Here is a 12,040-nt window from a genome sequence, read left to right as displayed (position 1 = left end):
ATCCCGTTGAATTGGATTATGTTTAGAAAGCATATTAATCACCTCAAGCATTGTATTACTTCTATTTTAAATCAAAAAAGACTCCCGACAAGTACGATTTTCATCGAGTTTGTCGACAGTCTGAGGCATGAGCTTTTGCTCACGCCTTTTTATATTCCCATCTTATAATCATATTCTTTAGCCTTGTCAGGTTTGGAATTTTCAAATTCCGTTTTTAGGAATGGCTTATAAGATGGCTCCACTTTTTTAACAAAAGAATATGAATTTATCTTCTCCATAATTGTTTCCGCATCGGCAAGATCACAGTATAACACTACATATTTGAGCCGTTTTGAAACATAATGCACATTTCCGAATCTTCTTAACATTTTTGCCTGCTTTAGAGAATAAAGCCATACGATTATTCCTTGCCTTTGACCAAGCATATAGTTTTCCCCTTCAGTGATCGTTTGTTTTATTTAGTCTAGCACAGAAAAATAACAGTTTTCAATGGGAAGGTTCCAACTGCATATTTTATTTTAAAAGAAAAACCAGCATTAGCTGGTTTTTGAATGGTGCCTCAAAGGATGTCTAAGAACAGCCACAGCTGCCTCCGGAACCGCAGCCTCCTCCGCAGCTTGATTCAAAGAAAGGATTGCCGGTGGGAACTTTAATATGTTCAGACACAGAACGTCCTATCAGCATGCTTACCTCATCCAGGAGAGTTTGCAGAGCGGTCTCTGCTCTTCTGAATTCCGCTACATGGATATCCATGTCCATGTCGCGCTTCAGCTCCCTAATGGACATCATCACCCTTTTATACTCCGGATGATATTTGCCAAATCGCTGAACTTCTTCATACAGTTCTTTCATTTTGATAAAATCCTGTATCTTCCTTTGAGTTTCGCGGCTGTTCTTTAATTTATATAAACTTTTGCGGTAATGTTCCGCTTCTTCTGATTCTATAATCATCGCTGCAAGTTCGTCAGCGTTGTCCAAAATAGCCATTCTTTCTAATGTAGCAAGCAAATAGCCCACCTCCGTTTCTTATTTTATCATGAAACGGTTTAAAGCTAAAGGAAGCAGATTAAGGGATCAACACAAGAAATTCTCTTTTCAACGAGGCTTCACTCCTGTTTCCTTTAAAAAGTTCAAGCCCTATTCGATGTTTGCCTGATGGAAGCCCTTTGATAATAAATGCAGCCGAATGGATTTCATCCTTCTTCTTTCCGTTTATATACAGGAGAATTTTTCCTTTTTCTTTGCTGCTTTGCTTTCTAAACGACACATCCTGCACAATACATTCAACAAAAACGTCTTTTCCTTTTATTTGATGTTTTACAAAAAAAGGATCCCTTGCAGAACTTTCCACACCTGAAACTGGCAATAGCTGTTCTGCTTTAACTGCATTCACCTTAGCTTCCGCATTTGTTTCGGGCTCAGGAATATCTTTCTGGCACGCTGAAAGAACAAATATAAGCAGCAAAATAAAAATGTATTTTTGCCTTTTCATTATTTTACACTCCCTTTAAGATGTCTTCCGTTACGCTCTGATAAAGTTAGTGTTTGCCCGGCTGCTTGTTTTTACTCAATAACAAATAAAAAGCTCTCTCGTGTACGAGAAAGCTTTCTAATTGGATTGGGAATTCATGGCCTGAAACATGCTCATCATCATGGAGGCCATTTGCACTCCATTCGTGAATTTTTCAACCTGATGGGGGATTGTTTTTTTATAATAGTGAAGTGCGGCAATTTCCAGCGTTTGAATTTCGTTTGGATTTCTGCTCAGTTTCCTATACCAATAAGGCTGCTCACGTATAAATTGCCTAAGATCCTGCTTTTGTTCAAGATACTCGACTATATCTTTTCTCATCTGATTAACCCCTTAATCCTTTTTAAATGTAAAAGGGCTGCTTGGTTTAGTAACACTTGGCTTTGAACCTCCTGATGGTTTCTGGCCGCCGCCCTGAAATTGCGAAATAACCCCCTGCACAGCTGAAAGTGCCTGGCTGAGATTAGTGATATACCCCTGCATTTGATTCGCATCCATTTGCTTAAGAGTACCCATAATGTTGCCCATCCAGTCACTCTTTTTCTCTTCGGTCTTTTGTGTATGATCTTTGTTTTGTCTATAAGAGTCCCACCTTGAATCTTCTTCCCCAAGCAAATACCAATCCTCATATAATTCCTGCCATGTTGCATTTCCTTCCCTGACTTCTTTGATGATCCGGGGATTCTGTTTAACAAACTCTTTAAACTTTTCAACAGAGGGATGAAGCTTCGATTTGGACATGAAATATCACCTCGTTCTAATGCAAATGCCTATAATACCATATGAATATGAATGAAAAAGGTGAATATTTATATCTGTTTTATTGGTCAAATAAAATTTAAAAATTCAGCCATTAATGGTAATATATGAATGCAGAAAGATATTGAAAGGTGAATAATAATGAATAGAGATCTTATGAAATTATTTGAACAGTGCACCAGGAATGCGACTGACAAAGAGTTAACAGCTTTAGAATCCTTGCTTTTAGGTTTTCATAAAAAACAAACCGGCCAAAACAGCTCTTATATTGGCGGACTGCTCCATATGGAACGGAACATAACTGAAGATGAATGCATACTGACAGTTCCTTTAAGTAAGATAGTCAATAATCCGCTCGGAATTCTCCATGGGGGAATAACCGCTACAATTATTGATTCTGCTATGGGAACCCTTGCGGCTTCGCTGCTTCCTGAAGGTTTTGGTGCTGTTACGACACAGTTGAATATTCATTATCTTGCAGTCGGCAAAGGGGAATACGTAACATGCAAAGCAAGAATTGACCATAAGGGAACAAAAAGCATGGTATTATCTGCAGATGTCCTCCGTTCTGATGGAAGAAAAATTGCACAAGCAACAGGCAGCTTTTTTATAATCGAAAAGAAAAACGTAAATAATTAAAGGCAGGTGGGAAGATGGTCACCGCTATCGTTATTCCAATTATTTGCCTTTATTTTTATTGGCTGACAAAAAAGGAAATGCGGGAAGGTTATGAGAAGTGGGTGAGCCTTGCAGAGGTCCCAGAGGAAGCTATTATCTCAGGCGAAATCGTCCATCTTAGCGAGAGCAGGCAGCGCTATAATTACAGCCGAATGATTCATGTTCTTGAACTGACCGTCCAAACAAAGAGCCTCAAGCATTCAAATATTAAAAAAATCACTCCTTTAATGACTAATGCTTCAATTCCTTCTGTCAAGATCGGAGATACTGTCCACTTGTATGGAAATTGGAAAGATGACTATTTTCAGGTTGGCCGGATTCAAATAGCTTATTGTAAAAAAGAGCCTTAAACTTAGGCTCTTTTCAGTTTTCAGCTTCTCCAACAGCTTTTTTTATGAAATTTTGAGTATAATGCTTTTTATAAACTCCAACTCCAAGATGGGTAAACTCTTCTTTCAGCAGACTATCCCGATGGCCTTTGCTGTTAAGCCATCCTTCAACAACAGCTGGGGCATCTGTATAATTTGCAGCTATGTTTTCCCCGGCAGCCTCATATGAGACGTCCGCAGCTTCAAGCCGGTCCGCTAAATCGCCGTAAGTTTTAGAAGTGTGAGAAAAGTCTTTTGTTTCATACATATCTTTGCTATGAGCTAAAGCTGCCACAGCAGTCTGATCATCCCATTTCAGCGGCTGTAAATGATGACTGACTCTTATAACATTGGTAATCTCGAAAATTTGCTTCTCTTTCGCTCTCTCCACATCGTCTTCAAAAGCAGGAGAAGGCAAAGGGGGCACCAATAATTCACCACGGTAAACCATTTCATACGGACGAATCTTAATTAAAGTGGCTGCATCCATTAACCTCACGCTGGAAAGCGTCCCTGTAAATCTATCTATATTTAGCTGTGCATAGTACTCACCAACCATGACAAGCGGCCTTGTATTAAGGTCATCTTCAGATAATTCGAAACGGTATGAGCTGTCTTTTACTTTAAGACTGAATTCCGTTTCAAAAAAGACGGATGAATATAATTCACCAATTGGCTGCCCTATTCTAAAAGGGGAAATGTCTGAATCTTCACCTGTCGTAAACAAACTAACTACTTTATTATTGCTGACGCCAGCCTGAATATACTCGGTACCGCTTTTATTGTATATCCACCATTCGTATCCATAAAAAGAGGGATCTACTCTGGACGGCTCTCCCAAACTTTTTTTAAGCGCCTCAACTGACTTTCCCATTAGTGAAATTACACCCTTTTCAGGGAACCCCGTATTGGAAGATAAGTTATTTTCCTTATTATCCATATCCTTAATTGTATTTTCCTGACTGACGAGGATTTCCCCTTTTTCTTTACGCCCAATATCAATGTAAAAGCCTGCTGCCAGAAAAATGCAAATCAATACTAAAATCCGGAAAAGTGCTCTCAGAGAACCGTTCCCCCCTTCTGTTGCTCGCTGTATTTATGAAAATTTTAAATATAACATGCAGGCATTTGCTAAATGGATATTAAATAAAATTATTGCAACTATACTATTAATCATACCATTAGGTGTATTGATTATCTATTGCTCTTTTCGTATGACATGTTGTTTTTCACATATTAATGTTGCCCGTTGATTTCCGCTGCAGGATGCTCTGCGACCCGCGGGACTTTGAATATGCTACCTTGAGTAAACACCGCACGAAGAAATTTCGAATGCATTTTGAGGATCTCGCACCTTCCGCCCCAATCAGCTCAGTAAATAATATACAAGAGCAACAAATTTTGCAAAAACAGCCTTTTCAAAAAAGTTCCGTAACGACATTTACTGAAAAAAAAAGAACACCATAGTTGGTGTCCTCTCAATGCTGTGCTTCAGTTTCGTGTTTAGAAATATCAGTAAGGGCTTCTCCAGCCTGATCGTCTGTTAAATGACGGACAGCAAAGTCACCCAGTGATACGATTCCAACAAGCTTGTCACCTTCCACAACAGGAAGCCTTCGAATCTGATGTTCTGCCATCAAACGGGCTGCTTCCCTAGCCTCTGTATCACTTGACACAGTTACTAAATGACTGCTCATTATATCTTCCACTTTAGATGAAGCAGGATGTTTTTCTGCCACACAACGAAGAACGATATCCCGGTCTGTAATCATTCCGACAAGCTTATCATTATCCACAATCGGGATAGCCCCTACGTTTAATTCTTTCATTTTAACTGCCACTTCATAAACATTGTCCAATAGAGAACAGCTTTCAACATGGTCTGTCATAATATCGCGGATTATTTCCATTTTTTATCCTCCTCCATTTTTTTCAACAATGAATATAGTCCAATAGTGACCGTGCAGGCCTCCTTGACAATATCCGCCACCGAAATGGGTTGCCTTTTTGTTAAGAATATTCTCCCTGTGGACCGAGGAATTCATCCAGGCAGCAAACATTTCTTCAGCTGTTTTATAGCCTGCCCCGATATTCTCCTTAACGGTGAGAAATGAAATCTGCTGATTCCTTAACATTTCTGTAGGATCTCCATATGTAGGCGAGTTATGTGAAACATATTGAAATTTCATCATATCTGAAGATTTTTTTTTAGCTTCAGCATTCAGCTGCAGATCCACAGATAACGGTTTTAGCCTTAATTCCCTTCTTTTTTCGTTGGTGAGTCTCATAAGTTCATTTTCCTTCTCACCCATTTTGGGAAAAGCTGCCCTCTTTCCATTGTCTGGAATGATAATCATTTCACCTGGAAAAATCAAATCAGGATTTTCTATCTGAGGATTGCTATTAATAATTTCATGCAGATCTTTTTGAAATCTAAGTGCAATTTCCCACAGAGTATCCTTTTGCTCAACTCTGTAATCTACAGCAGCACCTGCAGTCTGAGATGTAAAGAATATTAGAAAAAATAAGATACTGATGGCTTTGTATTTCTTCAATTGACGCTTCCCCTTTCACAGTTTGGCACTGCTCAGTTCCATCTGTTCAAGATATGCCAGCCAGTTGTTAAATAAGGTATTTCAGCTAATGTTCTTTGACAGATGAATGTTTCTTGCATGAATCCGTTGCAAGTTAAGCTTTTTTCTACTATTATTAAATTTGAGATAAACTTGATATAATTATGCATGGATTGTTTTCAGGAGGGATAATTATGAAATTTGAAAACACAGGTCTGGAAAATAATAAAGCAGACTTAACCCGCTTAGATGAAGTAATGCTTTCACACGGCCTTGTCCGTGAAGGGCAATGGGATTATGAAAGAGTTACATATGACCGTAAATTTGAATTAAAAGAAGGTGTTTTTTACCTTCGTGTATTTGGATATGCTGCTGAAGGAGATGTAGGAGCCCATAGAGCAACTATTCAGCTTATGACCCCGCTGCTAGGGAAACATTACTATCCGCACGGTGTAGAATACGGAGAAGGCGAAAGCTTCCCTAAATCATTAGTAAGCCAATGCGAAAAAATTCTTAGTGAAATTAAAGCTGAAATTGACCAATTTGCTGAGTAATTTTTGCTCCGGTTACTAAATGTATTTTCTGCATAAAAAGACGCATGAACATCATGCGTCTTTTTTATAGGCTGTTTTCGCAAAGTTTGTTGCTATTTATATTATATTTACTGAGTTGATTGTAGTGGAAGGTGCGAGATCCTCGAAAATGCATTCGCATTTTCTTCGTGCGGTGTTTACTCAAGGTAGCCTATTCAACGTCCTACGGGAGTAGCGGGACAGGTGAGACCCCACAGACGCCGTAGCGTCGAGGATGCTCACCGCCCGCCCCGTGGTTCGCTGAGCATCCTCTCACTGCAATCAACGGACAACATTGATAAGCGAAAAACAACAATTTATACGAAAAGAGCCTTTTTATATCAGCTTTAAACCTGTGGTATTTAATTTTCTGAAAGAGCGATCCCAGCAGATATTATTTTTTGAACTGAGAGATCCACTCTTTTTACCTTCAGTCCAGTTAAATGGACAATTTCATCCTTAATTTCTTTCTGAAACCTGAGAGCTTCCTCCAGGATATTTTTTCCTTTTACTATGTTAAGCTTAATTTTCAGGTATACTTCAGTATTTTTAAAAGTGATGGAGATCGGTTCTTCTTTTCTCTTAAAAACAGTGAATCTTTCATGTTTTAGAGGAATTACACCTTCTCTTTCCGCCAGGCTGGATTCTACGATTGCAGAGATTATATTAATGGCTGCCTGAATCGTCTCGAAGTTAAGATGATCGTTATGCATCTTCCTTTCACTTCTTTCTGTACGATTTTTAATATACGGGCAATAATCTCTCAGCTTTAAACCGTTTATTTTTTGTTTTTATAATATTTAATGCATAATATAATCAAAGTGTTACGGTCTGTTGATGGTTAACAAACTTGGGAAAGGGGACTTATTTTGTCTACATTATTCACAAAACGTTTTTTATTCATTATGATTGCTCTAATTCTTATAACTGTTCTTTTTTATTTCATTTTGCCTGTTTCTGTTCCGCTGATTGTTGCATTTATAACAGCATTAATCCTGGAGCCTGTTGTGAAACTGCTGCAAAATAAAATAAAAATAAGCCGAAGAGTATCCGTGCTGATTACTTTTCTGGGTTTTGTCCTCTTCATTGGCTTATCAGGTTACTTTATTACGACAAAAGTGATTACTGAAGCCATTAAACTTGTTGAAAATGCTCCCATGTACATTAATGAAATTACAAAAGCATGGCTCAGGGCAGAAGCGGACTTTTCCAATGCCGCCAAAGACCTTCCTAAAGATCTTGTTGTTGAAATAAGCAACCAGATTCAATCCTTCTTGAATAAAACGAAGAATGACCTTGTCGCTTACGTAAATATTGATAGCTTAAAAGCACTTCTGACAAACATCCCGAATTATCTTGTCAGTTTCATCGTATATTTGATTGCCTTATTTTTGTTTTTAATAGATCTTCCACGATTAAGGAAAGGCTTATATAATCACCTTACAGAGAAAACAGCAGATAAAGTCAAGTTTATGACTTCACGGCTCTCTTATGTTGGGTTTGGCTTTTTCAAGGCTCAATTCCTTGTAAGTGTTATTATCTTTATTGTTTCCTTGATTGGATTATTATTCATCAATCCAGAAATGGCATTGATCATGTCTTTAATCATTTGGGTTATTGACTTTATCCCTATTATTGGCTCAATTGTCATTCTAGGTCCATGGGCATTGTTCCATCTGCTGACTGGAGATTTAGCTATGGGGACACAATTGGCAATTCTTGCAGCCGTCCTCTTAATTATCAGGAGGACAGTTGAGCCCAAGGTGATGGGCACCCATATAGGGCTATCTCCGCTTGCTACGCTAATAGCCATGTATCTAGGTCTGAAACTCATTGGAATATTGGGCTTCATTATTGGCCCATTACTGGTCATTGCCTTTAATTCCGCAAAAGAAGCAGGACTTATTAAGATGAATTTCAAAATATAAAAAAGTAAAAAAGCGTCCGCCTGAACTGCACCCCATTTGTTATACACATCTAACAATTGGAGGTGCAGTTTTTTTATGGCGAAATTACAGTACAAGAGAAAATACAGGCCGTAAAGAAATATCTTGAAGGTGTCGAGGGACATAAACCCATAGCGAGAGCTATTGGTGTTACGCCAGGCGTATTTATGAATTGGATTAGACAGTACCAATACCACGGAGAAAAGGCAGTTGAAAAACGCTATACAACTTATACGGCAGAAGATAAACTAGAGGTACTTCAATATATGAACGAACATGGGACGTCTCACCGTGAAACAGCTGCGATCTTTAATATTCCAGCGCCCTCTTCTCTATTACAGTGGGAAAAACAGTATGAAACGGAAGGAGTAGACGCCCTCAATCCAAAGAAAAAGGGGCGTCCGCTGATGGAAAAGAAAACCAAAAACGAAACGAAGAAGCAATTATCTGCAGGAGGATCCGTTGAAGCACTACAAGCTGAAGTTGAACGACTACGGATGGAGAATGCTTACTTAAAAAAGTTGATGGCCTTAGTTCAAAGCAAGGAAAATCACCAAACAAGACCAAGCGCAAGTAGTCTATGAACTGAGGCAGGAATTCCCGGTGAAAGCACTTTTAATATTGGCGGGGATACCGCGCAGCACCTATTACTATTGGGTTAAGCAATTAAATAAGCCAGATAAAGATGCAATGTTTAAGACACTTATCAAAGGGATTTATGACGAGACCAAGGACGGTATGGGTATCGTCGTATTAAGGATGAGCTAGTTAATCGCGGGTATATCATTAATCATAAAAAAGTACAGCGAATCATGAGCGAATTAGGGTTAAAGTGTCTGGTTAAAGTGAAGAATTATCAAACCTATAAAGGGGAAATTGGGAAGACTGCCCCCAATATTTTAGACCGTAATTTTGAGGCGAAAAAGCCAAATGAGAAGTGGATAACCGATATAACGGAATTTAAATTATTTGGGGAAAAACTCTATTTATCTCCAATGCTCGATTTATTTAATGGCGAGATTATTGCCTATACGATTGACTCCAGGCCAACGTACTCACTGGTCTCAGGTATGCTGGAAAAATCACTTGAACGATTAACGGAGGAAGACGAGTTGCTTATTCATTCAGACCAAGGCTGGCATTATCAGATGAAGCAGTTTCGGCACACGTTAAAGAAGCACAATATCACACAAAGTTTGTCCCGCAAAGGAAACTGTTATGATAATGCAGTGATAGAGAGTTCCTTTGGCATATTGAAATCGGAGTTTCCTATTACAATGAGTTTGAAAGCATCGAACATTTTAAGCAAGAGTTGGTAAAATACATGAATTACTATAATCACAAACGAATTAAGGCAAAATTAAAAGGCATGAGTCCGATAGAATACCGGACTCATGCCCACCTAGCTGCCTAATGAAATAAATGTCTAACTTTTTGGGGTCACTTCACCTGGACGCTTTTTCTATCCAACATACATCTCAACTGAGTTTCTTTAAAAAAAGTCATAGAAAAAGGATCTTTGAACGGGAATCTTTTTTTCAAGTATTTCCGCATCATTTCTTGGACCTTTAATTTCACCTAATTCATATAACTCTATTGGCCTTTTGTACCCAATTATTATGGCTGAGAGCGCACTAATGGACATATGCAGACCTTTTGAAGGAGGTTTTGTGCACTGGCTTCCTTCTTTCTCTTTAAACACTCTGACACTGTTATCTGCGATTAAGTAGGAACCGTTATTCCATGGTGCATGGTAATCCTCAATATGAAGAAATACATTTTCATCATTATCAAGGAATGAATATTGAGCGAGACATTTTTCAGCATTGATGATTCTTCCCATAAAGTACGGGAAAACCTCCATTTTTAAATTAGGCTGATTCAGGTAATAAGGGAATGGATCATGTACAGATGTAATGATCTTTACTTCCTCAACCATTGAATCATGCTGACAGATAAAGTTCCATAAATTTACTCGGGCTTCCTGATTTAGAGCTGCGAATTCTTCGATATCCATTTTATTGTCTTTTACCTTAAACAATATATAGCCTAGTCCTTCACCTGATTCGTTAAAATACACTGCAATCTGATAGTCAGAATACACAAAATTTTCCCACCAGTATGTGTCTCTTACAAGTCCTCCTGAAAAACGCTGCATATATTCTTTATAAATCTTTTCGATGGTTAATGTATGGTGGTTCTTAGTATATCGCTTAATGGTCCCTGAAGATCTTCCCTTCATTTTTAAATCTATTTTCTTAATATGTGTTTTCTTATATTCAGTGAATATCTCCCATCCGTATTTCCGATAGAAAGAAATATCAAACGGATGCAAAAATGAAAATATTTGCCCCTTATTGTTCATTTCGGCTAAAGCGTGCTTGATTAGGCTGCTAACATGCCCTCTTCTTCTGAATTCCGGATACGTTGCAACACCAGCAACACCTCCCATCTCCCATTCAAAGCCATTAATATGAACTTTCAAAGGGATGATGTGAAGTTTGGCAGCCAAGCTTCCCTCTTCCCAGATACCAAAAATAGCATGATTTTTTAAACGTTCCATCCTGGCAGGGATGTCAGCTTCAGGCACATTGTACTGGAAGGCATACATGGAAAGCTTCATGGCCTCAATATATTCATTCTCTGCTAATTTTCTTACCGACACAAAATTCACTCCCAAATAAATATCATTATAAATATTCGCCATATACTTATTAAGTCCTTTTAATTAAGAAGTTGATAATATTTTGGGCATAAAAAAAATACCGCTAAAGAGCCAGCGGCATTTCATAACCTGTTACGTACCAAGGATTGCTTTTATAACTGATGTGGTTTCTCCCCCATGGTAGAAAACATACAGCAGCAGATAGACTGCAAGACCTGTTATACCAGTAAAAAACCAGATTACACTTGTTATCGGTCCCAATTTCCTATGTGCTGCCAATTTATTTTTATAGCCCGTATATAACGAGATGATTCCTAAAACTGCCCCCACTGTTGCCAGAGTAATATGGAAAATTAAGAAAATCGTATAATAAATTTTTATATCATCAGGGCCGCCAAATGCAGTATTCCCAATAAAAACAGTTCTGCTGGCATAAATGATAAAGAAAATAACAGCAAACACAGCAGCCAAAGTCATTGTTTTCTTATGAGCCTCAAGCATTTTTTTGCTGATTTGTACCCATCCAATCGCAACCGTTATTGCACTTAATACAATAAAGGTTGTGCTTATGGTAGGGAGTATAGGTAATGAGTATTCCATAAGTTCTTCCTTTCTCCACTATCAGTTTAAAATTCATTTTCACGGTGTAATTTATCACAGTGTTCATTTTATTAAAGTGTACTATATTTTTCAACAAACTGTATGAGCTTTTAATAAAAGTTCCTTAAATGTTCAATATTTTTTTCATTCCATGTAATCATTATCATTGCAATAATTTTTACTTTGTCAAAAAAATAAACTCCAGCCTCTGACTGGAGTTTATTTCAGACTGTCGACAAACTCGATGAAAATCGTACTTGTCGGGAGTCTTTTTTGATTTAAAATAGAAGTAATACAATGCTTGAGGTGATTAATATGCTTTCTAAACATAATCCAATTCAACGGGAT

The 12,040-nt window shown here is 38.0% G+C and carries 15 protein-coding genes and 1 pseudogene; 5 read left to right on the top strand and 11 right to left on the bottom strand.

Annotated elements, in window-relative coordinates; all coding sequences use genetic code 11:
• Positions 1-149: 149 nt before the first annotated feature.
• From M3205_RS24070 to M3205_RS24050, 5 genes are all read right to left on the bottom strand, one after another.
• Positions 150-425, bottom strand: a complete 276-nt coding sequence (locus tag M3205_RS24070; RefSeq protein WP_251172190.1) for a YlbG family protein — start codon at positions 423-425, stop codon at positions 150-152.
• A gap of 145 nt (positions 426-570) precedes the next feature.
• Complete coding sequence (locus M3205_RS24065) at positions 571-1,008, bottom strand: YlbF/YmcA family competence regulator (RefSeq protein ID WP_251172189.1); 438 nt, start codon at positions 1,006-1,008, stop codon at positions 571-573.
• A gap of 58 nt (positions 1,009-1,066) precedes the next feature.
• Positions 1,067-1,492, bottom strand: coding sequence for a lipoprotein (locus tag M3205_RS24060; RefSeq protein WP_251172188.1), 426 nt, complete (start codon positions 1,490-1,492; stop codon positions 1,067-1,069).
• A 117-nt stretch (positions 1,493-1,609) separates the two neighbouring features.
• Entirely contained in the window at positions 1,610-1,852 is a 243-nt protein-coding gene (locus M3205_RS24055; RefSeq protein ID WP_251172187.1) for a YlbE-like family protein, read from the bottom strand.
• Positions 1,853-1,864: 12 nt separating this feature from the next.
• Complete coding sequence (locus M3205_RS24050; RefSeq protein ID WP_251172186.1) at positions 1,865-2,272, bottom strand: YlbD family protein; 408 nt, start codon at positions 2,270-2,272, stop codon at positions 1,865-1,867.
• A gap of 159 nt (positions 2,273-2,431) precedes the next feature.
• Here M3205_RS24050 and M3205_RS24045 point away from each other — a divergent pair, with 159 nt between their 5' ends.
• Complete coding sequence (locus tag M3205_RS24045) at positions 2,432-2,929, top strand: PaaI family thioesterase (protein WP_251172185.1); 498 nt, start codon at positions 2,432-2,434, stop codon at positions 2,927-2,929.
• 14 nt (positions 2,930-2,943) lie between these two features.
• Positions 2,944-3,318 carry a hypothetical protein gene (locus M3205_RS24040; protein ID WP_251172184.1) on the top strand — a complete coding sequence of 125 codons (375 nt, stop codon included), beginning with the start codon at positions 2,944-2,946 and terminating at the stop codon, positions 3,316-3,318.
• Positions 3,319-3,331: 13 nt separating this feature from the next.
• Here M3205_RS24040 and M3205_RS24035 read toward each other — a convergent pair whose 3' ends face one another.
• The 3 genes from M3205_RS24035 to M3205_RS24025 form a co-directional block, all read right to left on the bottom strand.
• On the bottom strand, positions 3,332-4,372 hold the full coding sequence (locus tag M3205_RS24035) for a CAP domain-containing protein (RefSeq protein ID WP_251172183.1): 1,041 nt from the start codon (positions 4,370-4,372) through the stop codon (positions 3,332-3,334).
• 442 nt (positions 4,373-4,814) lie between these two features.
• On the bottom strand, positions 4,815-5,246 hold the full coding sequence (locus tag M3205_RS24030; protein ID WP_251172182.1) for a CBS domain-containing protein: 432 nt from the start codon (positions 5,244-5,246) through the stop codon (positions 4,815-4,817).
• 3 nt (positions 5,247-5,249) lie between these two features.
• Positions 5,250-5,891 (bottom strand): CAP domain-containing protein, encoded by a 642-nt coding sequence (locus tag M3205_RS24025; RefSeq protein WP_251172181.1) that lies wholly within the window; start codon positions 5,889-5,891, stop codon positions 5,250-5,252.
• Positions 5,892-6,103: 212 nt separating this feature from the next.
• On the opposite strand from M3205_RS24025, the gene M3205_RS24020 reads away from it, so the two are divergent.
• A complete protein-coding gene (locus M3205_RS24020) occupies positions 6,104-6,463 on the top strand; it encodes a YugN family protein (protein WP_076261535.1) in 360 nt (119 codons plus the stop codon).
• A gap of 380 nt (positions 6,464-6,843) precedes the next feature.
• Here the strand turns inward: M3205_RS24020 and M3205_RS24015 are convergent, their stop codons facing one another.
• Positions 6,844-7,194 carry an Asp23/Gls24 family envelope stress response protein gene (locus M3205_RS24015; RefSeq protein ID WP_251172180.1) on the bottom strand — a complete coding sequence of 117 codons (351 nt, stop codon included), beginning with the start codon at positions 7,192-7,194 and terminating at the stop codon, positions 6,844-6,846.
• A gap of 156 nt (positions 7,195-7,350) precedes the next feature.
• Here M3205_RS24015 and ytvI point away from each other — a divergent pair, with 156 nt between their 5' ends.
• Together ytvI and M3205_RS24005 are read left to right on the top strand one after the other, a co-directional pair.
• Positions 7,351-8,409 carry a sporulation integral membrane protein YtvI gene (gene ytvI, locus M3205_RS24010; RefSeq protein WP_251172179.1) on the top strand — a complete coding sequence of 353 codons (1,059 nt, stop codon included), beginning with the start codon at positions 7,351-7,353 and terminating at the stop codon, positions 8,407-8,409.
• A 101-nt stretch (positions 8,410-8,510) separates the two neighbouring features.
• Positions 8,511-9,841, top strand: a pseudogene (locus tag M3205_RS24005) (IS3 family transposase).
• Positions 9,842-9,919: 78 nt separating this feature from the next.
• On the opposite strand, the gene M3205_RS24000 reads toward M3205_RS24005, so the two are convergent.
• Positions 9,920-11,092 (bottom strand): GNAT family N-acetyltransferase, encoded by a 1,173-nt coding sequence (locus M3205_RS24000; protein ID WP_251172178.1) that lies wholly within the window; start codon positions 11,090-11,092, stop codon positions 9,920-9,922.
• Positions 11,093-11,224: 132 nt separating this feature from the next.
• On the bottom strand, positions 11,225-11,692 hold the full coding sequence (locus tag M3205_RS23995; RefSeq protein WP_251172177.1) for a DUF420 domain-containing protein: 468 nt from the start codon (positions 11,690-11,692) through the stop codon (positions 11,225-11,227).
• Positions 11,693-12,040: the final 348 nt, after the last annotated feature.

It is taken from the genome of Cytobacillus firmus (genome assembly GCF_023715565.1).
Taxonomy (GTDB): domain Bacteria; phylum Bacillota; class Bacilli; order Bacillales; family Cytobacillaceae; genus Cytobacillus; species Cytobacillus firmus_C.
This window is presented reverse-complemented; position numbering and strand designations above follow the sequence as displayed.

Bases quoted from the DNA above. Each gene is read 5' to 3' on its own strand.
- M3205_RS24070 (WP_251172190.1), bottom strand. From the start codon at position 425: ATGCTTGGTCAAAGGCAAGGAATAATCGTATGGCTTTATTCTCTAAAG.
- M3205_RS24060 (WP_251172188.1), bottom strand. From the start codon at position 1,492: ATGAAAAGGCAAAAATACATTTTTATTTTGCTGCTTATATTTGTTCTT.
- M3205_RS24055 (WP_251172187.1), bottom strand. From the start codon at position 1,852: ATGAGAAAAGATATAGTCGAGTATCTTGAACAAAAGCAGGATCTTAGG.
- M3205_RS24050 (WP_251172186.1), bottom strand. From the start codon at position 2,272: ATGTCCAAATCGAAGCTTCATCCCTCTGTTGAAAAGTTTAAAGAGTTT.
- M3205_RS24045 (WP_251172185.1), top strand. From the start codon at position 2,432: ATGAATAGAGATCTTATGAAATTATTTGAACAGTGCACCAGGAATGCG.
- M3205_RS24040 (WP_251172184.1), top strand. From the start codon at position 2,944: ATGGTCACCGCTATCGTTATTCCAATTATTTGCCTTTATTTTTATTGG.
- M3205_RS24030 (WP_251172182.1), bottom strand. From the start codon at position 5,246: ATGGAAATAATCCGCGATATTATGACAGACCATGTTGAAAGCTGTTCT.
- M3205_RS24020 (WP_076261535.1), top strand. From the start codon at position 6,104: ATGAAATTTGAAAACACAGGTCTGGAAAATAATAAAGCAGACTTAACC.
- M3205_RS24015 (WP_251172180.1), bottom strand. From the start codon at position 7,194: ATGCATAACGATCATCTTAACTTCGAGACGATTCAGGCAGCCATTAAT.
- M3205_RS23995 (WP_251172177.1), bottom strand. From the start codon at position 11,692: ATGGAATACTCATTACCTATACTCCCTACCATAAGCACAACCTTTATT.